The organism is Chachezhania sediminis, assembly GCF_009765275.1.
GTDB lineage: Bacteria > Pseudomonadota > Alphaproteobacteria > Rhodobacterales > Rhodobacteraceae > Chachezhania > Chachezhania sediminis.
The window spans coordinates 635,732-658,882 of sequence record NZ_VOPH01000002.1; the positions used below are offsets into that span (position 1 = coordinate 635,732).

General features: G+C 67.3%; 24 protein-coding genes and 1 riboswitch. Of the genes, 12 read left to right on the top strand and 12 right to left on the bottom strand.

The features are described from left to right. Positions 1-77: 77 nt before the first annotated feature. Positions 78-971 (bottom strand): LysR family transcriptional regulator, encoded by an 894-nt coding sequence (locus FQK05_RS07945; protein ID WP_158965438.1) that lies wholly within the window; start codon positions 969-971, stop codon positions 78-80. A gap of 111 nt (positions 972-1,082) precedes the next feature. Between FQK05_RS07945 and FQK05_RS07950 the strand changes: the two genes are divergently transcribed. Continuing rightward, positions 1,083-2,015, top strand: a complete 933-nt coding sequence (locus FQK05_RS07950; RefSeq protein WP_158965441.1) for a Rossmann-fold NAD(P)-binding domain-containing protein — start codon at positions 1,083-1,085, stop codon at positions 2,013-2,015. Positions 2,016-2,221: 206 nt separating this feature from the next. Here the strand turns inward: FQK05_RS07950 and aroC are convergent, their stop codons facing one another. Further along, on the bottom strand, positions 2,222-3,319 hold the full coding sequence (aroC, locus tag FQK05_RS07955) for a chorismate synthase (protein WP_158965443.1): 1,098 nt from the start codon (positions 3,317-3,319) through the stop codon (positions 2,222-2,224). 207 nt (positions 3,320-3,526) lie between these two features. Further along, positions 3,527-3,627: riboswitch (TPP riboswitch) on the top strand. 35 nt (positions 3,628-3,662) lie between these two features. Between aroC and thiB the strand changes: the two genes are divergently transcribed. The 4 genes from thiB (at position 3,663) to FQK05_RS07975 (ending at position 7,632) form a co-directional block, all read left to right on the top strand. After that, positions 3,663-4,655 carry a thiamine ABC transporter substrate binding subunit gene (gene thiB, locus FQK05_RS07960; protein ID WP_158965444.1) on the top strand — a complete coding sequence of 331 codons (993 nt, stop codon included), beginning with the start codon at positions 3,663-3,665 and terminating at the stop codon, positions 4,653-4,655. Continuing rightward, entirely contained in the window at positions 4,631-6,190 is a 1,560-nt protein-coding gene (locus FQK05_RS07965; RefSeq protein ID WP_158965446.1) for a thiamine/thiamine pyrophosphate ABC transporter permease ThiP, read from the top strand. The genes thiB and FQK05_RS07965 overlap by 25 nt, the downstream gene beginning before the upstream one ends. Next, a complete protein-coding gene (locus tag FQK05_RS07970; protein WP_158965448.1) occupies positions 6,177-6,881 on the top strand; it encodes a thiamine ABC transporter ATP-binding protein in 705 nt (234 codons plus the stop codon). Before FQK05_RS07965 ends, FQK05_RS07970 begins: the two co-directional genes overlap by 14 nt. A gap of 136 nt (positions 6,882-7,017) precedes the next feature. Beyond that, complete coding sequence (locus tag FQK05_RS07975; protein ID WP_158965450.1) at positions 7,018-7,632, top strand: FMN-binding negative transcriptional regulator; 615 nt, start codon at positions 7,018-7,020, stop codon at positions 7,630-7,632. A 189-nt stretch (positions 7,633-7,821) separates the two neighbouring features. On the opposite strand, the gene FQK05_RS07980 is transcribed toward FQK05_RS07975, so the two are convergent. The 5 genes from FQK05_RS07980 to FQK05_RS08000 form a co-directional block, all read right to left on the bottom strand. Next, positions 7,822-8,427 (bottom strand): glutathione S-transferase family protein, encoded by a 606-nt coding sequence (locus tag FQK05_RS07980; protein WP_158965452.1) that lies wholly within the window; start codon positions 8,425-8,427, stop codon positions 7,822-7,824. A 60-nt stretch (positions 8,428-8,487) separates the two neighbouring features. Then, positions 8,488-9,519 (bottom strand): DNA polymerase III subunit delta, encoded by a 1,032-nt coding sequence (gene holA / locus FQK05_RS07985; RefSeq protein ID WP_158965454.1) that lies wholly within the window; start codon positions 9,517-9,519, stop codon positions 8,488-8,490. Beyond that, positions 9,516-10,040 (bottom strand): LPS assembly lipoprotein LptE, encoded by a 525-nt coding sequence (lptE, locus tag FQK05_RS07990; protein ID WP_158965456.1) that lies wholly within the window; start codon positions 10,038-10,040, stop codon positions 9,516-9,518. The genes holA and lptE overlap by 4 nt, the downstream gene beginning before the upstream one ends. Next, complete coding sequence (leuS, locus tag FQK05_RS07995; protein ID WP_158965458.1) at positions 10,027-12,648, bottom strand: leucine--tRNA ligase; 2,622 nt, start codon at positions 12,646-12,648, stop codon at positions 10,027-10,029. The genes lptE and leuS overlap by 14 nt, the downstream gene beginning before the upstream one ends. Positions 12,649-12,846: 198 nt before the next feature. Further along, the gene (locus tag FQK05_RS08000; RefSeq protein WP_158965460.1) at positions 12,847-13,332 is read right to left on the bottom strand and encodes a DUF3576 domain-containing protein; all 486 of its coding nucleotides are present in this window, start codon (positions 13,330-13,332) and stop codon (positions 12,847-12,849) included. Positions 13,333-13,707: 375 nt separating this feature from the next. Here FQK05_RS08000 and FQK05_RS08005 point away from each other — a divergent pair, with 375 nt between their 5' ends. Continuing rightward, on the top strand, positions 13,708-14,799 hold the full coding sequence (locus tag FQK05_RS08005; protein ID WP_158965462.1) for a porin: 1,092 nt from the start codon (positions 13,708-13,710) through the stop codon (positions 14,797-14,799). Between the two features lie 107 nt (positions 14,800-14,906). Further along, positions 14,907-15,563 (top strand): YggS family pyridoxal phosphate-dependent enzyme, encoded by a 657-nt coding sequence (locus FQK05_RS08010; protein WP_158965464.1) that lies wholly within the window; start codon positions 14,907-14,909, stop codon positions 15,561-15,563. A gap of 124 nt (positions 15,564-15,687) precedes the next feature. Here the strand turns inward: FQK05_RS08010 and FQK05_RS08015 are convergent, their stop codons facing one another. Further along, positions 15,688-16,182, bottom strand: a complete 495-nt coding sequence (locus FQK05_RS08015) for a L,D-transpeptidase family protein (protein WP_158965466.1) — start codon at positions 16,180-16,182, stop codon at positions 15,688-15,690. After that, a complete protein-coding gene (ribA, locus tag FQK05_RS08020) occupies positions 16,179-17,240 on the bottom strand; it encodes a GTP cyclohydrolase II (protein WP_325063860.1) in 1,062 nt (353 codons plus the stop codon). The genes FQK05_RS08015 and ribA overlap by 4 nt, the downstream gene beginning before the upstream one ends. A 198-nt stretch (positions 17,241-17,438) precedes the next feature. On the opposite strand from ribA, the gene FQK05_RS08025 reads away from it, so the two are divergent. Beyond that, the gene (locus tag FQK05_RS08025) at positions 17,439-18,125 is read left to right on the top strand and encodes a response regulator transcription factor (RefSeq protein WP_158965470.1); all 687 of its coding nucleotides are present in this window, start codon (positions 17,439-17,441) and stop codon (positions 18,123-18,125) included. Between the two features lie 145 nt (positions 18,126-18,270). Here the strand turns inward: FQK05_RS08025 and FQK05_RS08030 are convergent, their stop codons facing one another. Both FQK05_RS08030 and FQK05_RS08035 read right to left on the bottom strand, forming a co-directional pair. Further along, entirely contained in the window at positions 18,271-18,561 is a 291-nt protein-coding gene (locus FQK05_RS08030; protein WP_158965472.1) for a hypothetical protein, read from the bottom strand. After that, entirely contained in the window at positions 18,558-18,935 is a 378-nt protein-coding gene (locus FQK05_RS08035; protein WP_158965474.1) for a hypothetical protein, read from the bottom strand. Before FQK05_RS08035 ends, FQK05_RS08030 begins: the two co-directional genes overlap by 4 nt. Before the next feature lie 160 nt (positions 18,936-19,095). Between FQK05_RS08035 and FQK05_RS08040 the strand changes: the two genes are divergently transcribed. The 4 genes from FQK05_RS08040 to FQK05_RS08055 all read left to right on the top strand — a co-directional run bounded on the left by FQK05_RS08040 (position 19,096) and on the right by FQK05_RS08055 (position 21,786). After that, the gene (locus FQK05_RS08040) at positions 19,096-19,908 is read left to right on the top strand and encodes an exodeoxyribonuclease III (RefSeq protein WP_158965476.1); all 813 of its coding nucleotides are present in this window, start codon (positions 19,096-19,098) and stop codon (positions 19,906-19,908) included. Positions 19,909-20,012: 104 nt separating this feature from the next. Further along, a complete protein-coding gene (gene trxA / locus FQK05_RS08045; RefSeq protein ID WP_158965478.1) occupies positions 20,013-20,933 on the top strand; it encodes a thioredoxin in 921 nt (306 codons plus the stop codon). Between the two features lie 26 nt (positions 20,934-20,959). After that, a complete protein-coding gene (locus tag FQK05_RS08050; protein ID WP_158965480.1) occupies positions 20,960-21,598 on the top strand; it encodes an LON peptidase substrate-binding domain-containing protein in 639 nt (212 codons plus the stop codon). Beyond that, positions 21,595-21,786 carry a Trm112 family protein gene (locus tag FQK05_RS08055; RefSeq protein WP_158965482.1) on the top strand — a complete coding sequence of 64 codons (192 nt, stop codon included), beginning with the start codon at positions 21,595-21,597 and terminating at the stop codon, positions 21,784-21,786. The genes FQK05_RS08050 and FQK05_RS08055 overlap by 4 nt, the downstream gene beginning before the upstream one ends. 116 nt (positions 21,787-21,902) lie before the next feature. Here FQK05_RS08055 and FQK05_RS08060 read toward each other — a convergent pair whose 3' ends face one another. Further along, the gene (locus FQK05_RS08060; RefSeq protein ID WP_158965484.1) at positions 21,903-23,129 is read right to left on the bottom strand and encodes an FAD-dependent monooxygenase; all 1,227 of its coding nucleotides are present in this window, start codon (positions 23,127-23,129) and stop codon (positions 21,903-21,905) included. Positions 23,130-23,151 lie beyond the last annotated feature (22 nt).

A 23,151-nucleotide genomic window follows, 5' to 3' on the forward strand; every position in this document is an offset into this window, starting at 1 on the left:
GATCGGCGGGGGGCGGCGGGCCGGCCGCTGTCCGGGCGTGACCTCTGCTTTTGCGTCGGGTCCGCCGGGAAGGATCGTTACCGCAGTGGGGCCAGCGCCTCTACCAGCAGCGTCCACACCCGCCGGATCCGGGGCGTGTGGCGCATGGCCTCGGGCGCGGTCAGCCAGACGGGCAAGGGCGGGATGGCGATCCCCAGGTCCAGTTCCTCGACCGCCGGATCGGCGCGGCCGACGCCCCGCTGGCTGAACCCGAGGCCGCAACCCGCGCGAACCAGCTGCCAGTAGATCGCCTGGTTGTCGCAGCGCAGGGCAAAGTCACTCCGGTCGACGGCATGACCCTGCGCGGTCATCGCCTGGACGATCTGTTCGTTCCGGTCATAGCCCACGAGGTCGTGGTTCCCCAGGTCGCCGGGCCCTTTCGGCCGCCCGCGCCGGTCCAGATAGCTTTTCGCGGCAAAGATCCCCAGTTCCAGGTCGGTCACATGTTGCGTCACCAGCCCTTCATGGGTCGGCCGGTACATGCGGACGGCGATATCGGCCTCGCGGAACAAGAGGTTTTCGGACGCGTCGGACGCGACGAGGTCCAGCTGGATCGCCGGTTCCGCCTGGCGGATGTCCGACAGGATCTGCGGCATCAGGTAATGGGCCATGAAGACACTGGCGGCGATCCGGACCGTGCCTTCCAGCCGCTGCGACTGGCCGGCGGCGGTCAGGCGCAGGGCCTGCATCGCCTCGCGCATGGCCATGGCATGGGGCAACAGGGCGGCACCTTCGGCACTGGGGTGCAGGCCGCGGGCATGGCGTTCGAACAACTGCGTGCCCAGGGTTGTCTCTAATGCGCGGACCTGCCGGCCCAGTGTCGGCTGGCTTTGCCCCAGTGTGCGGGCAGCGGCGGAGAGCGACCCGGTCTCGGCCACGGCCAGGAAGGCCTGGATCAGCGACCAGTCGGCAAGGGGGGCACGGTCATCCATTCGCAAATGAATACCAGACCGTCAAATTTGGGCAATGTTCTGAATGCTGTTGCATGGATAAATCCGGGCCAGACGCCAATTCGGCCAGCTATTCAGTCAGGGAAGCAGATCATGGCAGACGACAGGAAAACGGGTGGAACGGTCCTGATTCTTGGGGCATCGGGCCGGTTCGGGCGAAACGCAGCCGATGCGTTCTGGAGCGCGGGATGGACGGTGCGCCTTTTCGACCGCGCGAAGGACAACCTGATGCAGGCGGCGCAGGGCACGGACGTGATCGTGAACGCATGGAACCCGCGCTACGATCACTGGGCGGCACAGGTGCCTGGGCTTCATGCACAGGCCATCGCGGCGGCCAAGGCCGCGAGCGCCACGGTGATCGTGCCGGGCAACGTCTATGTCTTCGGGGAGCAGACACCGGCCCCCTGGTCGGAACGCACGCCCCATGCGGCGCAGAACCCGATGGGCCGGATCCGGACCGGGATGGAGGACGCCTATCGCCGGTCCGGGGTGCGGACGATCATCCTGCGGGCAGGCGATTTCCTGGACATCGAGGCCTCGGGCAACTGGTTCGACCGGGTGATGGCGCCGAAGCTGGCGAAGGGGAAATTCACCTATCCGGGGGATATGGACGTGATGCGCGCCTGGGCCTTCCTGCCGGACCTGGCCCGTGCAGCCGTGATTCTGGCGGAAAAGCGGTCGGAGCTGCCGGTTTTCGTCGATGTGCCTTTCGAAGGCTATTCGATCACAGGTGCCGACATGGTCGCGGCCGTGCGCCGTGTGGTGCCGCGTAAGGTGCGGGTGGCGCGGTTCCCCTGGTTTGCGCTGCAGGTGGCGGGGCTGGTCAACCCGATGATGCGCTGCATGGTCGAGATGTCCTATCTCTGGCGCACGCCGCATCGGCTGGATGGCACGCTGTTCCGCCAGCTGGCCCCGGACTTCCGGGAGACGCCCCTGGACGAGGCGGTGGCACGGGCCGTGGCCTTCACGGGGGTGATGGATCGGGGGGTGCGGGAAGCAACCCCGGTGGCGCGCGCTTCGGCGTGAGACCGACCGCGCAGAGGGATGCCCGCAGGGTGCGTGCTTTGCGGGCACCATCCTTCGGGTGATGGCCGCAACGGTACGTGCAAAGCACGCAGCCCGCGGGGCTTGCGTGTGGCCGGCCCGGTTTGGGAACGACGTGGTGCGTGCAAAGCCCGCGCCCTACGGCTTTGGACGGGATGGAAGCCGGCCGAGCGTGCCGGCGCCCCTGGTTACAGCGTCGCGGGACGGCCCACCTGGCCACGGTGCAGCAGGAAGTGATCCAGCAGAACGCAGGCCATCATCGCCTCGCCCACGGGCACGGCGCGGATGCCGACGCAGGGATCGTGCCGGCCCTTGGTGATGATCTCGTGCGGCTGGCCGTCCCGGGTGATGGTCTTGCGCGGCGTCAGGATCGACGAGGTCGGCTTGACCGCGAAACGCACCACGACGTCCTGCCCGGTAGAGATCCCGCCCAGCACCCCGCCCGCGTGGTTCGAATTGTAGACGGGCGCGCCGTCGTTGCCCGGGAAGATCTCGTCGGCATTCTCGGCCCCGGTCAGTTCGGCGGCGGCGAAGCCTGCGCCGATTTCCACGCCCTTCACGGCATTGATGGTCATCATCGCCATGGCCAGATCGCTGTCGAGCTTGCCGTAGATCGGCGCACCGAGGCCTGCGGGCGCGCCCGAGGCGGTGATCTGGATCACCGCGCCGACGGAATTCCCGTCCTTGCGCAGCGCGTCCAGCGTGTCGGCCCAGCGGGCCGCGGCCTGAGCATCGGGGCACCAGAACGGGTTCTGGCCGATCTGGTCGCCGTCCCAGGCGGCGCGGTCGATCCTGTCGGCACCCATCTGGACCATGGCGCCCCGGATCGTCACGCCGGGCATCAGCTGGTCCAGCGCGGCGCGCGCCAGTCCGCCGGCGGCTACCCGGGCCGCGGTTTCGCGGGCGGACGAACGGCCGCCGCCGCGATAGTCGCGGATGCCGTATTTCTGCATGTAGGTGATGTCGGCATGACCGGGGCGGAACGTCTGGGCGATCTCGGAATAATCCTTGGACCGCTGGTCGGTGTTCTCGATCATCAACTGGACGGGCGTGCCGGTGGTCACGCCCTCGAAGGTGCCGGACAGGATCTTCACGGCATCGGGTTCCCGCCGTTGCGTCGTGAAACGGTTCTGGCCGGGTTTGCGCTGGTCCAGCCAGTGCTGCAGCATTTCTTCCGTGACGGCGATGCCCGGCGGGCAGCCGTCGACGGTGGCGCCCAGGGCCGGCCCGTGGCTTTCGCCCCAGGTGGTCACGCGGAAGAGATGTCCGAAGCTGTTCATCGACATGGGGCGTCTCCTGTCCTTCATCGCGCCTGACCGGTCTGGCTGTCGTCGGACCGGCTGCGGGCCACGAAAGGCCTTTGCAAAGCCGTTTCAAGCGGCTTTGGCCCCGGTCCGGCCGTCCCTCCGGCCCGATCAGCGCCGATCTAGCCGCGCGGGCCCGCGCTCACAAGCGCTTTCGCCTTGCGGCGGACCTGCGCCCGGCATAGCGTGCGCCCTACCTCGGGGAGCCTGCAAGGGCTGAGATGCGCATAAGCGAACCCGTTGAACCTGAACCGGCTCGTACCGGCGGAGGGAAGGTTTTCCGGCATCACGCCACCTTTGCCTTTCGCCGCAAATGGAGGATGCCATGAGACATCTTGCGATTGCAGCGCTTTTCACCAGCACCACGATGCTGACCCCTGTCTTTGCCGACGATGCGAAGCCGGAACTGGTGGTCTATACCTATGACAGCTTCGTGTCCGAGTGGGGCCCTGCCCCCGTGGTCGAAAAGGCCTTCGAGGAGACCTGCGGCTGCGACCTGAAATTCGTCAGCGCGGCCGACGGGGCAGCCCTTCTGTCCCGCATCCGCCTGGAAGGCGCGCGCAGCGCGGCGGACGTCGTCCTTGGCCTCGACACCAACCTGATGGCCGAAGCCAGGGCCACCGGACTCTTCGTCCCCACAACGGTCGAGGCGCAATACGACCTGCCCATCGCGTGGACCGACGACACCTTCATCCCCTTCGACTGGGGCTATTTCGCCTTCGTCCACGACAAGACCCTGACCTTTCCCACCGATTTCGAGGCGCTGGGCCAAAGCGACGTGACGCTGGTGATCGAGGATCCGCGGTCCTCCACCCCCGGGCTGGGCCTGATCCTGTGGATCCAGGACGCCTATGGCGACCGCGCGGGCGAGATCTGGCAGGGGTTGGCCGACAATATCGTCACCGTGACGCCGGGTTGGTCCGAGGCCTATGGCCTGTTCCTGAAAGGCGAGGCGCAGGCGGTCCTGTCCTACACGACCTCGCCCGCCTATCACGTCATCGCCGAGGATGACGACACCAAGACCTCTGCCGCGATGACCGAGGGCAATTACCTGCAGGTCGAGGTCGCGGCGCGGCTGAAATCCTCGGACCAGCCAGCGCTGGCGCAGCAGTTCCTGGATTTCATGGTGACCACCCCCTTCCAGTCGGCGATCCCGACGACGAACTGGATGTACCCGGCCGTGACGCCCGAGGGCGGCCTGCCCGCGGGATTCGACACGCTGGTGCAGCCGGAAAAGGCCCTGATGATCCCGCCGGCGGAAGTGCCGGCCCAGCGAAAGGCGGCGCTTGACGCATGGCTTGGCGCGCTCAGCCGGTAGGGCGTACGCCCGGCACGATCGCGGCGGCGGGGATCTTTGCCCTGGTCGCCGCCTGCCTGGCCGCCGTGGCCTGGCGCGCGGCGGATGACGGGGTGCCGTCGCTGGGACCGGCGGACTGGGCCGCGCTGCGGTTCACGGTGCTGCAGGCCTGCCTGTCGGCCTGCCTCAGCGTCGTTCTGGCCATTCCCGTCGCCCGCGCCCTGGCGCGGCGCAGCTTCGCGGGCCGGCGCGCCCTGGTCGCCCTTCTGGGTGCGCCGTTCCTGCTGCCGGTGATCGTGGCGGTGCTGGGCCTGCTGACGGTCTTCGGGCGCGGCGGCTGGATCAGTTCCCTGCTGGGCCTGTTCGGTCTGCCGCCGCTGTCGATCTACGGCCTGCAGGGGGTCGTTCTGGCCCATGTCTTCTTCAACCTGCCGCTTGCCACCCGTCTGCTGTTGCAGGGCTGGCAGGAAATCCCGCCCGAACGCTTTCGCCTGGCCGCGCAGCTGGGCGCCGGCCCGCGCGAGGTGCACCGGCTGCTGGAACGTCCGATGCTGCGCGAGGCCGTGCCGGGCGCGCTGGCGCTGGTCTTCGCCGTCTGCCTGACCAGTTTCGCCGTGGCGCTGACGCTGGGTGGGGGCCCGCGCGCCACGACGCTGGAACTGGCGATCTACCAGGCGGTGCGCTTCGATTTCGACCTGGGCCGGGCGGCGGTGCTGTCGGTCCTGCAACTGGCGCTGGGCCTTTTGGCCGTGGTGGCCGGGCTGGCCGTCGCGGCGCCTGCGGGCTTTGGCGGCGGCATCGGCCGGGTGCCGGTCCGCTGGGACCGGACCGGGCGCGCGGCGCAGGTGCTGGACGGTCTGGCGATTGCGTTCGCGGCGCTGTTCCTGCTGGTGCCGCTGGCAGCGATCCTGCTGGCGGGACTGAAGGGTCTTCCGGCGCTGGAAGGACCGGTCTGGCGGGCGGCGGCGACATCGCTGATCGTGGCGGGGGCGAGCACGGTGCTTTACCTCGCCCTTGCCCTGCCCGTCGCGCTGACGGCGGCCGCGGGCCGGCCGCTGGCCGAAACGGCGGGACTGCCGGGGCTTGTCGCCTCGCCCCTGGTGATCGGGACGGGACTGTTCCTGATCCTCTATCCCTTTATCGACCCGGGGCGTGCGGCGCTGCCGGTCACGGTGTTGTCCAACGCGGTGATGGCCCTGCCGTTCGGGCTGCGGGTGCTGGTCCCGGCCGCCCGGGCCGAGCTGGCCCGCAGCGGGCGCCTGGCCATGGGGCTGGACATGGGCGGATGGAACTATCTGCGCCATGTCCTGCTGCCGCAATTGCGAGGGCCGCTGGGATTCTCCGCGGGGATCGCCGCGGCGCTGTCCATGGGGGATCTTGGGGTGATCGCGCTTTTCGCCGATCCGGACCTGGCGACGCTGCCGCTGGCGATCCTGCGTCTGATGGGCGCCTACCGGATGGAGCAGGCGGCAGGCGCGGCACTGGTGTTGGCGGTGCTGACGCTGGCGGTGTTCTGGATGTTCGACAGGGGAGGACACGCCCGTGCTGCGCTTTGACGATGTCGGGGTCCTGAACGGCACCTACCGCGTGACGGCGGACATGGAAGTGGGCGCCGGGGGCATCGTCGGCGTGATCGGGGCCTCGGGCTCGGGCAAGTCGACGCTGCTGGAGGGGCTGGCGGGCTTCCTGCCGCTGGAGCGGGGGCGGATCCTGTGGCGGAACGAGGCCATCGAGGACCTCGACCCGGGCAGGCGGCCGGTGGCGATGCTGTTCCAGGACGGCAACCTGTTCCCGCATCTGACGGTGGCGCAGAACGTCGGGCTGGGGATCCGGCCCGACTTGCGGCTGAAAGGCGATGACAAGGCCGCGGTCGAGAAGGCGCTGGACCGGGTTGGCCTGGCCGGGCTGGGCCCGCGCCGGCCCGGCGAACTGTCGGGCGGGCAGCGCAGCCGCGCGGCGCTGGCGCGGGTGCTGGTTCAGGGGCGGCCCGTGCTGCTGCTGGACGAACCCTTTGCGGCGCTGGGACCGGCGCTGAAGGCCGAGATGCTGGATCTGGTGAAGACGTTGGCGGCCGAGCGTGGTGCGCTGGTCCTGATGGTGACCCACGATCCGGGCGACGTGGTGCGGATCGCGGACCGGGTCGTGCTGGTCGATGGAGGCGAGGCGCGGGCGCCGGTGCAGGTCAGGGAATTGCTGGAGGCGCCGTCGGAAGAGTTGAAGGCCTATCTGGGGGATTGGGCTCTGTAGGGGGATTGCGCCGCGTGGCCGCGTCGCCCGAAGGAACGGGGGGCTGCCGCCCCCCGTGCCCCCCGCTTCCGGGGGGCCTTGGCCCCCCGGGCCCCCGGGTGGTAGGTCGGAACGGCACAACGTGGAGACAGGGCAGATGCATCCCAATCCGATCTACAGGACCGCGGAAGACACGCAGAACCTGGCCTTTGCCCGCGACCGCGGGTTCGGGATGCTGGCGGTGTCGGACCCGGACGGGGGCGTGCCGCTTCTGTCCCACGTGCCCTTCTGCGTGAGCGAAGACGGTACGGCGCTGGAATTGCACCTGGTCCGGTCGAACCCGATTGCCCGGCGTGTCACCGCCAGCCAGCCGGCACGGATCGCGGTGCAGGGACCCGAAGCCTATATCTCTCCGGACTGGTACGGGATGGAGGACCAGGTGCCGACCTGGAACTATGTCGCCGTCCATGTCGACGGGGTACTGGAACGGATGCCGGACGACAGCCTGCGCGGCGTGCTGGACCGGCTGTCGGCGGAATTCGAAAACCGGCTGGCGCCGAAGACGCCCTGGACCCTGGCCAAGACCGACCCGGAGGCCACGGCAAAACTGATGCGGATGATCGTGCCCTACCGGCTGACCGTCACGGCCATCGACGGCACCTGGAAACTGACCCAGAACAAGCCCGACGCCGCCCGGCTGGGCGCGGCCGACGGGGTCGAGGCCAACGGGGCGGCAGAGCTGGCAGTGCTGATGCGCGATCTGCCGGTTTAGGCGCGCGGGCGTTCCGGGTTTCGCGACCCGGAGGCCGTCCGGACGCTGCGTGGCCGCCGGCCTGTCGGGCAGGCCCGGATAGCGCGTTCACCATGCGGGGCCAGCCCGCGAACGAGCTGGCCCGGAATCGGGTCGGGCAGGCGTGGGAGCCCGAAGGCGCAGCCTGCCCGACCCTGCGGCAATCCGCGATCAGGCCGCTTTCTGACCCAGCGCGAAGGCTGCCTTGTAGCCGGGGCGGTCGCGCATGGCCTTGGCATGGGCAAGGACCTTGTCGCTTTCGATGTCGAACTTGATCGCCCGGGCCCAGCCCACGCAATGGGTCAGGATGATGTCCGGGATGGTGAAGGTGTCGCCCATCAGGAACGGGCCGTGGATCATCGCGTCCAGCCGCGCGATGGAGCGGCTGAATTCGTATTTCAGGCTGGGGATCACGTCCGGCACGTGCATCTCTTCCGGCAGGAAGCGCCCGGTCATCCGGTTCGCGGTCCACAGGCAGCCGTCGATCTCGTCCAGCAGCATGTTGGTGAAACCGTCCTGCCTGGCCCGGTCCACCGTTCCGGCGGGGAAGGTCACCGCGGCGTGCTTGTCGGCAAGAAAGGTCATGATCGCCGTCGAATCGGTCAGGATCGTCCCGTCCTCCAGCCCCAGGGCCGGCACCTTGCCCGACGGGTTCACCGCCTTGATCTCGGGGCTGTGCGCATCGCCCGGCACGTGGGTGTAGGGCGCGCCGATCTCCTCCAGGCACCAGAGTACGCGCAGCGTCCGCGTGTAGGCATTGCCATAGACCGTGTACATGGGAACTCCTCTTCGTCGGGTCACGGCGCACAAAGTGGCCGAGCGCGCACCGCGGTCAAGTCAAACCCGGCGTTGACCCATCATGGCGAGACGAATGAACGCGCGTTCGACCAGCGCCATCGCGGGTGCGGTGGCCCCGGCCGACCGCAGCGCAAGGTCGGTATCGGTCAGGACGGTCAGCGCCGTCTGCAGCCGCGCGGCCCCCCACTGGCCCGCCTGCCGTTCCAGACGGTCCCGGCGGGGGCCGAAGACCGGTGGGCGCAGCTTCTGCACGCCGGCGCGCGGCCCGCCCGGGTCGGCCGCGGCGGCATAGAGCGTGCGGAAATGCCGGGTCGCCCCGATGCAGAGGCCCACGGCCTGGGTGCCCTGCGCCTCCAGCCGGCGAATCAGCGGGCCGATCTCGGCCACGCGGGCCTCGGCCACCACGTTCAGCAGATCGTCCAGCGCGGCATCGGTCGTCTGGGGGGCACAGGCAGAGATGTCGTCCGAGGTCAGCGGCGCGGAATCGCTCCGCTTGTAGAGGGCCAGCTTCTCGGCCACCTGGGCAAAGGCGCCCGGGCCGATCTCGGCCGCGAGGGTTTCCAGTGTGGCCAGCGCGTCGGAAGGGACCGCGGACAGGCCGGCGGCGCCCAGCATCCGTTCGATTTCCGCGCGGGACGGCGGTTCGTCGTAGATCGCGGCGGTCAGGACGGCCGGGTGGCCTTCGAAGAGTTTCCGCAGCTTGGAGCTGGCCTTCAGCGCCCCGGCGGTCACGACAAGGCGCGCGTCGTCCGGGGTCCAGTCCCCCAGCGCGGCCTCGAAGGCCGGGGCGGTGCCGTCGGTCGCGTCCTCGACATGGACGGCGCGCAGGCCCGGAAAGAAGCCCACGGCCTTCAGCGCATCGTAAAGACCGGCCGGATCCTTGCGCAGGTCGGCGCCCGACAGGCGGGTCAGGCGCATTTCCTCCTCGGCGCCGGGGCCCAGAAGGGCGGCCAGCACCTGCTGGCGCTTCAGCGCCACGCGCATGCCGTCATTGCCATAGATCAGCAGACCGGCGCGGCCCGTGTCGGGACGGGCGCAGTACCCGTCGACTTCGCGCGCCGACAGCTTCATCCGCTCAGGTCTGCCGTCGCGAACAGCCGCGTCACGACCCGTTCGGCCAGAAGCGCCATCAGGCGGGCATGGGCATCGCGTTCGGCGGCCAGCGTTTCCACCGTGGTGCCGGTGGCCGAATAACCGGTGAAGCTTTCGATCCGGCCCGAGGCCAGCACATCGTCGGACCCGATCTTCATCAGGCGGTAATTGACCGCGCCGATGACGCTGTAGCGTGTGGTTTCGTTGTTCGGCGTGATCGCCTGGCCTTCCTCGACCACGGCCATGTCCCAGGCCAGGCGGTAGGTCGGCTGGGTCGCGTGGCCCAGCTGCGTTTCGACCGCCTGCACGAACAGATAGCCTTCGACACTGTCGGCCTTGTCGATCACCACGGTATTGCGCAGCGCCGTGCCGGTGCCGCCGGGCCCGTAGACCGGGGTGAAGCCGCATGCCGACAAGCCGGCGGCAGCACCGCCCGCAAGCCCGAGCTTCAGGACGGCGCGACGGCCGACCGGACCTGTTATCCGGTCAGACCACCACATTCACGATCCGTCCGGGCACGACGATGATCTTCTTCGGCGTGGCGCCATCCAGGCTGCGCTGGACATGGGCATCGGCCATGGCGATGGCCTCGATCGCGGCCTTGTCTGCCTCGCGCGGGACCTCGATTTCCGCCCGGCGCTTGCCGTTGACCTGCACGGGCAGGACCACGGTGTCCTCGACCAGCATCGCGTCGTCCGCCTTGGGCCAGGGCGCGCGGGCGACCAGGCCTTCGGCGCCCAGCATGGACCAGATTTCCTCCGACAGGTGGGGGGTCATCGGCGACATCAGCTGGACCAGCACCTTCACGGCCTGAAGCTTGGCGTCCTTGCCGGCCTTGGACCGGGACAGCGTTGTGGTGAAACCGTAAAGCTTGGCGATGGCCGCGTTGAAGCCGAAGCTTTCGATGCCGCCCGTCACCTCGTGGATGGCCTTGTGCGTCTCGCGCAGCAGCGCCTCGTCATCCGTGCCGGGCCCGTCGGGCATGGCCACGATGTCGGACGCGATGCGATAGACGCGCGCCAGGTGGCGGTGCGCGGCCTCGGCCCCGGCGGCGGTCCATTCGACGTCGCGTTCCGGCGGACTGTCGGACAGGACGAACCAGCGGGCGGTATCCGCGCCGAACCGTTCCACGATGTCGTTCGGATCGACGACGTTCTTCTTGGACTTCGACATCTTGGCCGAGGGGACAACCTCGACCGCCTCGCCCGTGGCCTTGACCACCACGGAACCGTCCTTCGCCACCACGTCCTCGGGCAGGTGATAGACCGGACGGCCGCGGTCGTCGCGGGTCTGGTAGATCTCGTGTGTGACCATGCCCTGCGTGAACAGCGCATCGAAGGGTTCGGCGCATTTTGCCGGCAGGTGGCCGGTGATGTGCATCGCCCGGGCGAAGAAGCGGGAATACAGAAGGTGCAGGATCGCGTGTTCGATACCGCCGATATACTGGTCGACGTTCATCCAGTAATCGACATCGGCCAGTTCCGTCGGCGTGGTGGCGCGCGGCGCGGTGAAACGGGCGAAGTACCAAGAGCTGTCGACGAAGGTGTCCATCGTGTCCGTCTCGCGCTTGGCCGGCTTGCCGCAGGACGGGCAGGGCGTGTCGCGCCAGGTTGGGTGACGGTCCAGCGGGTTGCCGGGGACGGAAAAGTCGATGGGCTTGCCGCCTTCGTCATAGGGCAGCTGGATCGGCAGGTTTTCCTTCTTTTCCGGCACCACGCCGCAATCGGGGCAGTGGACGACCGGAATCGGGCAGCCCCAATAGCGCTGGCGGGAAAGGCCCCAGTCACGCAGGCGGAACTGTTCCTTGCCCTGGCCCAGGCCCTGCTTTTCGGCCCAGTCGATGGTGGCGTCGATGGCTTCCTGCCCCGTTGCGACGTCCAGGCCCGCGGGTTGGTCGACCCAGCGGACCTTTTCGGTCTTGGCGGGCACGAAGGCCTCGGTCCCCACGGGGTCGCTGCCGTCGAGCGCAAAGAAGGTGTCGATGACCGGCAGGTCGTATTTCCGTGCGAAATCAAGGTCGCGCTGGTCGTGGGCCGGGCAGCCGAAGACGGCGCCGGTGCCGTAATCCATCAGCACGAAGTTCGCGACCCAGACCGGCAGGGTCTGGTCGGGGAAGAGCGGATGCTGAACGGTCAGCCCGGTATCGTAGCCACGCTTTTCGGCCTTTTCCAGTTCCGCTTCCGACGTGCCGGACTTGCGGCAATCGGCGTTGAAGGCGGCCAGGCTAGCATCGCCCGCTTCCAGCGCCTTGGCCAGCGGGTGGTCGTTGGCGATGGCGACGAAACTGGCGCCCAGCAGCGTATCGGGGCGGGTCGTGTAGACCTCGATCCCGTCATGCCCCTCGACCGGTGCGGTCAGGTTGAAGACCATCTGCAGGCCACGGCTGCGTCCGATCCAGTTTTCCTGCATCAGGCGGACCTTGGCGGGCCAGTTTTCCAGCCCGTCCAGCGCGTCCAGAAGCTCGCCCGCCATGGACGAGATCTTGAAGAACCACTGGGTCAGCTCGCGGCGTTCGACCTCGGCCCCCGAACGCCAGCCCTTGCCGTCGATCACCTGTTCGTTCGCCAGAACGGTCATGTCGACCGGGTCCCAGTTCACGACGGCGTTCTTGCGGTAGACCAGGCCCTTTTCCAGGAAGTCGAGGAACAGCGCCTGCTGCTGGCCGTAATATTCCGGGTCGCAGGTGGCGAATTCGCGGGACCAGTCGATGGACAGGCCCAGCGGCTTCATCTGTGCGCGCATGTCGGCGATGTTGCCGTAGGTCCAGTCCTTCGGATGCCCGCCCGAGGCCATGGCGGCGTTTTCGGCAGGCATCCCGAAGGCGTCCCAGCCCATCGGGTGCAGGACGCTGAACCCGCACGAGGATTTGTAGCGGGCGATGACGTCGCCCATGGTATAGTTGCGCACATGCCCCATGTGGATCCGGCCCGACGGATAGGGGAACATCTCAAGCACGTAATACTTGGGCCGCGCCGGATCGCGTTCGGCGCGGAACAGGTCGGCACCGTCCCAGGCTGCCTGCCATTTCGCTTCGATGGCGCCGGCGGAATAGACGGCGCCTGCCGGGGCGTCTGCGGCGGGCGACTTGGTCGGGATGGCGTCGGACATGGGCAGCGTGAATCCTTCATCGAATAGGCGGCGTCCGGGCATGCCTGAAGGCGCGTCCGGGCCCGGCGACGTCATAGAAGGATTGTCGCGCGGTGACCAGAGGGGTGACCGGCCAGAGGGCACGCAGAATCACGGGTGCGACGACGGAAGACCGCGCGCACTACCCGAACTTTGCCGGACCTGCCCGATGGCAGGGCGTCAGAGCTTGTTGTCGGCGATCCGCAACTGGCGGGCGCGGGACAGAATCGCATCTTCCACGGCGCGCGTTGTGGCCGGGCTGACCGGTCCGCCTTGGGTCTGCAGGGACACCCGCAGGGAGCGGGCCGTCAGCGACGGGTCCTTCACGTGCACGGTCGCACGATAGGACCGGCCGCCGCCGGGCGGGCGGCCATAGCCCGTGACGATGATTCCGGTGAACGGATCGACCGACTGGATCGGCAGGAAGCTGAGCACGTCGAGCGACGCGAACCACAGGTAGCGGTTGACCTGGACTTCCTGACCGGACTTGTCCGGACCGAAGGCATCCCAGATCGTCGTGCGACCGGTCGTCTTTTCATCCGCGATGAAGATACCGGCGTCGGGATCCCGTTCGGCCGGAGGGCCGTTGCGGGAACATGCAGCAAGACCGGCAAGGGCGGCCAAGCAGAGACAGAGCGTATTTCGGCGGAAGCGACCGAGCCTCATTGGGCCTACCTGTATTCAACTGTAATGATTTTCTGAATATCCAACCCGACCCCGCATAGCAAGGCAGGCATTGTCCCATGGCGCCAGCGCGCCGCAGGCCGACTCGGTCCCGGCCCGGGGCCGCCTGCCTGAACGCCGCGGCGCCGCGGGGCGACCTTGTTTTTCACGGGATTGGCTTGCAGGATCAGATGCTTCGGGGGCAGCCTTCGCCCTGCGTCACAAGACTGTGGCATTGCTGCACCAAGATCGACGTGATTAAGCCAAGGCCGACCTCCGCCCTTGCCAAAGGCGCTCCTAAAAAGCGAAACCGCTTTCCATACCCACGCCGGATTCACTGGCATGGGCGTGTGAATGAGAAACTCCGAGGGGAAAACCATGAAAAAGGTTCTGATCCTGACCACCGCCCTGGTCGCGACCGGCTCGGTCGCAGCGGCGGACGTCCGTCTCAGCGGCTACGGCCGTTTTGGTCTTGACTACAACAGCGCCAACAGCACTGACGCGACCGGCAACAACACCCGCGACATGAACCTGACCAGCCGTCTGCGTCTGCAGTTCGACATGTCGGCGGAAACCGACAACGGTGTGGGCTTCAACGCTCGCTTCCGTGCTCAGGCCGACAACCGCAACAACAACCCGGGCGGCGCTGTCTTCAACGCACCGCGCTTCGGTGTGACCTACAGCGGCTTCACGCTGAACGTGGGCAACATCCTGGGTGCCGTCGACAACATGCCGGGCCTGTACCTGCCGACCACGTCGGTTGGCACCGGTGTTGACGGCTCGGGCTTCCAGTCGCTGGTTCTGAACTCGGCCGGCCGTCAGTGGGCATGGGACGCGTACAACTCGACCGGCACCTCGTCGGGCGCAGCTGGCCAGGCAACCGGCTTCGAAGTCATCTACTCGCAGGGCGGCTTCACCGGTCAACTGTCGTACTCGCAGACCAACCCGAAGGCGGTTCCGATTCCGGGCGTTGCGGCTCCGATCAACGATCAGGGCACCGTTACCGCAACGGGCATTATGCTGGCCTACACCTTCGGCGACTGGACCGTTGCTGCAGCGCGTCAGCAGGCATCGCTTGACGGCGCCACGAACGACAAGGCCGACCTGAACGCAGCCGGCCTGGCAAAAGAACTGACCGCAGTGTCCGTCGGCGGCACCTTCGGCCAGTTCGGCGTTGGCCTGGCCTACGGCGACAACGACGGCGTGTCCAAGTACCGCCTGTACGGCTCGGTCGACGTGGGTGTCGGCGGCTCGCTGGTGGCATGGGTTGCTCAGGAAGACGACAACACCAACGCAGCTGGCACCACCTTCGGTGGCAACAGCTACGGTGTGAACTACGAATACGACCTGGGCGGCGGCGTCACCTTGGTTGCCGGTCTGGTTTCCTACCGCAACACCGCTGGCACCAACCTGGCGAACTCCGACAAGGACATCACCCGGGCACAAACCGGCGTCGTGTTCCGCTTCTAATCGAAGCGCGTCATCTGACGGAATTGGGCAGGTCTTCGGACCTGCCCTTTTCTTTTGTGCCGTATTGGTGTTTCCCTGCAGCCGTTCCCGTTCGAAAGGCTGTTTCCATGTCCCTTCAGGAAATCCGATCCGCCATCGCCAAGGCCGAATCCGATGCCGGCCGCACCCCCGGTTCCGTCACGCTGATCGCCGTGTCGAAACAACAGCCGCTGGAGCGGGTCGAGGCGGTGCTGGACGAGGGCCAGCGCATCTTCGGCGAAAACCGTGTGCAGGAAGCCGCGGGCAAGTGGCCGGACTTCCGCACCCGTTACGACGGGATCGAGCTTCACATCATCGGCCCGCTGCAGTCGAACAAGGTCCGCCAGGCGATGGAGCTTGCGCAGGCCATCCATTCCGTCGACCGTCCGAAGCTCGCCACCACGATCGCCCGCATCGCACAGGAAATTGGGTCCTGCCCGGAACTGTTCATTCAGGTGAACACCGGGGAAGAGGACCAGAAGGCCGGGATCGCGCCCACGGACACCGATGCCTTTGTCGCGGAATGCCGGGCGCTGGACCTGCCGATCAGGGGTCTGATGTGCATCCCCCCGGTGGAAGAGGAAGCCGCGCTTCACTTTGCCCTGCTGGCCAAGATCGCCGCTCGCAACGGGCTGGACGGCCTTTCGATGGGCATGAGCGGCGATTTCGAGAAGGCCATCGCCTTGGGTGCGACCCATGTCCGCGTCGGATCGGCCATCTTCGGGGACCGGAACCCGCTTCGCTGAAAATCGGCCTCAGGGTCTGAAAGCACTGTACCGCCCGGCGGCAAGCCGGTCAGCGGTCGCGGCCTTCCGCGGCCTTCGCACTTTGACGCTGGCCGGGCTCAGGCGAGTCGCAGGCGCCCTGAAGCTAGACGATCAATCGCGTGCGTCCGGGCTCCAGCCTTGCGGCGATCCACAACAGATCCGCCCGGTCAAAGGCCACGCAGCCTTCGGTCGGGTAACCGGGCCTGCGGCGTTGGTGCAGAAAGATTGCCGATCCCTTGCCGGGTTCGGCCGGATCGGTGTTCCAGTCCGTCAGCAGCACGACATCATACAGCGGATCGGCCCGGCGCAGCTTTTCGTGGCTGTAGTTATGCGGTGCGTGGACATGCGTGTTGTAGGCGGGATCGGCCGGATCGTCCGACCACAGGTCCCGCGGCCCGATGGGCCGGGCCAATGGATGCGGGCGGGGCAGGCGATCCGCGCGATAGAGGATACCGGTGATCCGATGCACGCCGGATGGTGTCGCGCCGTCGCCTTCCCGTTTTGAGTCGGAAATCCCGCCCTTGCCGATGCTGCAGGAAAAGGTTCGGCCGCGAAACCGCAGTCCGGTGGGGGTCAGGACCAGGTCCCGTGGCGTCAAAACAGGTGGCCGGATTTCGACGCCTTGGTTTCCAGATAGGCCCGGTTATGCTCGGTGTGACCGGCGATCAGGGGGACGCGCTCCGTCACCGTGATGCCTTCCTTTTCCAGCATGGCGACCTTGGCCGGGTTGTTGGTCAGCAGCCGTGCCGAAGAAAAGCCCAGCTTGCGCAGCAACTCGGCCCCCAGGCGGAAATCGCGTTCGTCGTCCTCGAATCCCAGGCGGTGGTTCGCCTCGACCGTGTCGAAGCCCTGGTCCTGCAACGCATAGGCGCGCATCTTGTTGGCCAGGCCGATGCCGCGGCCTTCCTGGTTCAGATACAGCAGCACGCCCGCGCCTTCGGCCCCCATCTGGGCCATGGCGCCGCGCAGTTGCGGACCGCAATCGCATTTCAGGCTTCCCAGCAGGTCGCCGGTGAAGCAGGCGGAATGCAGCCGCGCCAGTACCGGTTGCGACCGGTCGGGGCGGCCGATTTCCACCGCGTAATGCTCTTCCCCACCGTCGGAGGGGCGGAAGACGTGCAGACGGCCGGCCTCGGACACCGACAGGGGCAGGCGGGCGCTGACCACAGGCTCCATCGGTTTGGGATCGTCGAAATGGCGCATCGCCTCGTCCTGGTCGATGCGGGTGATGCTTTGCGGCACCAGTGCCACGGCGCGGGGTTCCAGCGGCGCCACCACGGCAGAGGGCAGAAGCTGCGCCGACTTGGCCAGAAGGATCGCGGTGCGGTGCAGGTCCGCGGTACCGTCCCGCAGCGACAGCAGCGGTCCCTTCATCGGCGTGGCAAGATCGTCGGCCGGATCGGCCACGGCCCGCACCCAGGCCAGCCCGGCATCGGCCGGCAGGCGCACCCGCGCCATGTCGCCGTCATAGGCGCGCGCCTTCAGGGTTTCGGCCCGGCGGGCGGTGATGGCCAGGGACACGTCGTTGGACAGGGCGCACAGCTGCGCCAGCCGGTCCGAAGGCAGCGTTTCCGCCGCCGCCGCCAGCACGGCGCGCCCGGCGCGCGTTATCAGGACCGGCAAGCCCATGCGCAGATCGGCGCGCGCACGCGCCATCAGCTCGCCCGTATCGGGGGCCAGAGTCCTGGCCGTCGGTCCTGGTCCTGTCGCTATCATGCCCTGCCTTAGGCCATTTCGAAAAAAGTTTGAAACAAATCGCTGCGTCAGCACACGTCGGCGTGAGTCTGGCGCAGCAATTCTTGCCGATACACATGGCGTCACACATCTAGAAGCACAAGCAGTCGGAGGCAGAAGATGGCGCAAATCAAGAACATTCTCCTTGTGGACGATGATGACGACCTCCGCGATGCGTTGAGTGAACAACTCGTGATGACCGAGGATTTCGACGTCTTCGAAGCGGGCGACGGCGCGCAGGCGCTGGAGCGCACGAAGGAGAAACTGTACGACCTGATCATCCTGGACGTGGGTCTTCCCGATACCGACGGGCGGGAACTGTGCCGGCTGATGCGCAAGCAGGGCGTGAAGGCGCCGATCATGATGCTGACAGGCCAGGACAGTGATGCCGACACGATCCTGGGGCTGGACGCCGGCGCCAACGACTATGTCACCAAGCCCTTCAAGTTCCCGGTGCTGCTGGCCCGCATCCGCGCGCAACTGCGCCAGCACGAACAGTCGGAAGATGCCGTCTTCACCTTGGGGCCCTATACCTTCAAGCCGGCGATGAAACTGCTGGTCACCGAAGACGACCGCAAGATCCGCCTGACGGAGAAGGAAACGAATATCCTCAAGTTCCTCTATCGCGCGACCGACGGCGTGGTGCCGCGCGACGTGCTGCTGCACGAGGTCTGGGGATACAATGCAGGCGTCACCACCCATACACTGGAAACCCACATCTATCGCTTGCGCCAGAAGATCGAGCCCGACCCGTCGAATGCGCGGCTGCTGGTCACGGAATCCGGCGGATATCGGCTGGTTGCGTGAAATGATTTCGATCAAGGAACTTGTCAGATCCATGATCTAGACACATGTATCCTGTGCCTGTCCAGGTTTCTGACAGGCAACTCCCTGTTGGACTAGCCGGGCCATTGAGCCCGGCATTTTTCTTTTCCGGGGGGCGTTTGCGGTTTCAACCCCGGGCGCGCAGGCAGCCCAGCAGGATCGCGGCCGGGTCGGTCGCGTGGTGACGGGCCGCCTTTTCCACATTCTTGTGCAGGTCATGCGGCAACTGGACCAGCAGCACCTGACGCACGGCGCCCGGCAGGGCGGGGCGCACGGTGGCCATGTCCGTGGCGCCCACGATCCGGCGGACGATATCGGCCAGGCTGCGCCCGGGGGCGCGGCGCAGGCCGTGCAGAAGGTCCAGCGTTTCCGCGTCACAGACCAGCCGGATCGCCCGGCGGGTGTCCTTGCGGCTCATGCCCCCATCGCGCGGCGGATGGCGGCGCGCAGGATCTGGCGCGGGGTCACGCCCTTCTGGCGCGCGGCCTCGGCCAGGGCCGAGCGTGTGGCCTTGGGCATCTGCACAGGCCACAGCGTCTCGCCCGGCATGATCCAGGCATAGTCGGCGGGGGGCAGGTCCTCGGGCACCTCGATGCGGGTGGCGTGGTCGTCGGGCTCGATGGCCTCGCTTCCCTTTTTCAGTGCATGGCGCAGGGCAGAGGCGCGGGTGGGAAAGCGCCGCGTTCCGCTGCCCTGCCGCCGTTCCGCCATGATCGCGGACAGATAGGCGTATTCGTCATCCTCGAAGCGGATGGCGATGGATTTCTGCGTACTGGTGAAGAGTTCGAACATGGGGGTCGTACCGGGGATTGAATCGCTTGGCGCGCGCAAATTGCCCGCGCTCTGAAACCCATTTGTGACGACCTGCGCAAGGGGAACAGGGATCGGGTTGAGGAACGGCAAGGTCCCGCCTAGGGTGGCGCCGGTCACGCACAACCTTCGGTCTGTCTTCATGTCCTTTACGCTTGCCACCTGGAACATCAACTCTGTCCGCCTGCGCGAACCGCTGGTCTGGAAGCTGCTGGACGAGGAAGGCCCGGACGTCCTGTGCCTGCAGGAGTGCAAGTCGCCGGTCGACAAGATCCCGGTCGAAGGCTTCCAGGCGCGGGGCTACACCCACATGGTTGCCCGCGGCGACAAGGGCTATAACGGCGTGGCGATCCTGTCGAAACTGCCGATCACCGAGGTCTGCGCGCAGGATTTCGCAGGCCTGGGCCATGCCCGTCACATCGCGGCCAGGCTGGAAAATGGCGTCACGGTCCACAATTTCTATGTCCCTGCGGGCGGGGACGAGCCCGACCGCGAGAAGAATCTGAAGTTCGACCAGAAGCTGACCTACCTGAACGACATGCGCGACTGGTTCCGGACCGAGGCGCCGGAAAAGTCGATCCTGGTGGGCGACCTGAACATCGCCCCGCGCGAGGACGACGTCTGGAGCCACAAGCAGCTTCTGAAGGTGGTCAGCCACACGCCGATCGAGGTGGAGCATCTGGCCGAAACCCAGGACGCAGGAAAATGGGTCGACATCACCCGGCAGGACATCCCGGACGGGCTGTTGTACAGTTGGTGGTCCTATCGGTCGGCCGACTGGGCGGCGGCGGACAAGGGCCGGCGACTGGACCATATCTGGGCCACGCCCGACATTTCCAACGCGGCCCATTCCAGCCGGATCCTGCGCGACGCGCGCGGCTGGGAGCTGGAGGCAAGCCCAAAGCCGATCAAGCCGTCGGACCATGCGCCGGTCTTCGCGACCTTCGACCTTTAACCTTACGGTTGCGGTATTCTGGGCCGCCACCTGCGCGAGGGCCTTGGTTTTAGGGCCGACAGGCTTCATATACGGCTCAAACCCAAAGCGGAGTGAGTAAGACGATGGACATTCTGGGCGGAACGCAAGCCGCTGCTCCGGCGGGCGACCTGATCAAGGACACGACCGAGGCGAACTTCATGGCGGACGTCGTCGACGCCAGCCAGGAGGTGCCGATCGTGGTCGACTTCTGGGCGCCGTGGTGCGGTCCCTGCAAGACGCTGGGCCCGATGCTGGAAGACGCGGTCAAGGCGGCCAAGGGCGCCGTGAAGATGGTGAAGGTCAACGTCGACGAGGCGCAGATGATCGCAGGCCAGCTGCGCATCCAGTCGATCCCGACGGTCTATGCCTTCTATCAGGGCCAGCCCATCGACGGGTTCCAGGGCGCGGTGCCGGCATCGGAAGTGAAGGCTTTCATCGACCGGCTGGTGCAGGCTGCCGGTGGCGAAGCGCCCGGCGCCGGTCTTGATGCGGCGGTCGAAGCGGCCGAGGAGATGCTGGGCGAAGGGGCTGCGGTGGATGCCGCGCAGACCTTTGCCGCGATCCTGGAAGAGGACCCGCATCACGCGGCCGCCTATGGCGGTCTGGTGCGCGCCCATATCGCCATGGACGACCTGGACCAGGCCGAGGCGATCCTGAACGGGGCGCCGGCCGAAATCTCGCACAGCCCGGAACTGGAAGCGGCCCATGCCCAGCTTGAACTGGCGCGGCAGGCGGCCGGTGCCGGCCCGGTGGCCGAGCTGCAGGCGAAGGTCGACGCCGATCCGGGCGATCTTCAGGCGCGCTTCGACCTGGCGCAGGCGCTGCATGCCAATGGCAAGGTGCAAGAGGCGGTGGATCAGCTGCTGGACCTGTTCAAGCGCGACCGCGAATGGAACGAAGGCGCGGCCAAGGCGCAGCTTTTCACCATCTTCGATGCGCTGAAGCCCAACGATCCCATCGTGCTGAACGGGCGCCGCAAGCTCAGCTCGATGATATTTGCCTGACCGGGGGAACGGGCTACCTTGATGTGATGTTCCAGGCTGCCGATCTTCCCGACATCGTTCCGGTGTTTCCCCTTCCCGGGGCGCTTCTGTTGCCCCGGTCGCGGCTTCCGCTGCACATCTTCGAACCGCGCTACCTTCAGATGATGGAGGACGTGCTGAAGACGCCACAGCGGCTGATCGGGATGATCCAGCCGAACCCGCTGCCGGGGCGCGAGGAATCGCTGCATTCCATTGGCTGTGCCGGGCGTGTGACCCAGTTTTCCGAGACGGAGGACGGGCGCTATCTGATCACGCTGACCGGCGTGTCGCGGTTTCGGGTCAGCAGGGAGATTTCGGGCTTTACCCCCTATCGCCGGACCGAGGTCACCTGGGACGGGTTCGAACGCGACATGGGCCGGGCCGAGGCCGACACCGAATTCGACCGCGACGCCTTCATGGATCTGCTGCACCGGTTCTTTTCCGCGCGGAAGCTGGACACGGACTGGGACACGCTGAAAGGGGCCGAGGACGAGTTGCTGATCAACTCGCTGTCGATGCTTCTGGATTTCGAACCCGAGGACAAGCAGGCCCTGCTGGAGGCGCCGTCGCTGTCGACGCGGCGCGAGACGCTGGTAACGCTGATCGAATTCACACTGCGGTCAGGCGGAGAGGAACGGTTGCAATGAGTACTGGCGATCCGAAATTGCAGACCGAACGGACCATGCTGGAAGCGCTGGTCTGTCCGCAGACGCAGGCCACGCTGGAATACGATGCCGCGGCGCAGGAGCTGATTTCCCGCCCGGCCGGTCTGGCCTTTCCGATCCGGGACGGCATCCCCGTGATGCTGATCGACGAGGCGCGCAAGCTGGACTGAACGGGCGGTTTCCGGGCCGGGCCGCGGATTGCCGGGCGACCGGTCCCCCCCGGCCGTGCACGGCTGCGCCGCACACGACCTCGCGGTCCCCGGGCGATCCGTCTTTTGATCGGTGGCTAAAGCGGCTGACCCTGCATCAGGCGGGGCAGGGCGCCGGACAGGCCCGCGGCCTCGCGGATGAAGTTTCGGCGCAGGCCCGGCAGCGACTGGACCAGGCCCATGCCCAGGTCACGGCCCATGCGCAGCAGCGGATTGTCGTTCGAGAACAGCCTGTTGAACCCGTCCGTCGCCATTGCCAGCGATACCGCGTCGAACCGGCGCCATTGCTGATAGCGTTCCAGCACGTCGATGGATGCCATGTCCTCGCCCCGGCGGTTCGCGTCGGTCAGGACCTCGGCCAGGGCCGCCACGTCGCGCAGCCCCACGTTCAGGCCCTGGCCCGCGATCGGGTGCATGCCGTGGGCGGAATCGCCCACCAAGGCCACCCGCGGCGCCACGAAGTCGTAGGCGACCGACAGGCCCAGCGGATAGGAGAACCGCGCGCCGGCCAGGGACAGGTCGCCCAGGAAATCGCCGAAACGGGGACGAAGGGCGGCAAGGAAGGCGTCGTCGTCCAGTACCGAAAGGGTCCGCGCGGCCTTGGTCGATGTCGACCAGACGATGGAGGACCGGTTGCCCGTCAGGGGCAGGATCGCCAGCGGGCCTTCGGGCATGAAGAACTGATGTGCGGTGCCGTTGTGGGGCAGCGTGTGGCCGATGGCCGCGACCAGTGCGGTCTGGTCATAGGACCAGGCGATCCGGCGGATGCCGGCGCGGGCGCCGGTGCCGCTGTTGCGCCCGTCGGCACCGATCAGCAAGCGGCCGGTCAGGGTCGAACCATCGTCCAGTGTAACGGTGACACCGGCCGGCCCCACCTCCTGCGACACGACCTGGCGGCCGCTCAGCTGGGTGATCTGCGGCGTGCGATCCAGCGCGTCCATGACGGCGGCGCGCAGGTGGCGATCCTCGACCATGAAGCCCATCGGGCCTTCCTCGATCTCGGCATGGTCGAAGCCCATCCAGAAGGGGCCGGGGCCCTGTCCGGCGTTGCCGTCGGTCACCCGGATTTCAAGGATCGGCTGGGCGTCGTCGTCCAGCGGGTCCCACAGGCCCACCGCGTCCAGCAGACGCTGGCTGGCCAGTGCCAGGGCATAGCCGCGGCCGTCGAAGCCGGGGGCGTGGCGGACCGGCGCCGGCAGGGCGTCGATCACCGTCACGCCGAAACCGGCGCCTGCAAGGGCAAGGGCCAGCACCGGGCCGTTCAGCCCGCCACCGACGATCAGGATATCGCTTGCGTGTTCCATAACCGCGAATATGCGTCCGCCT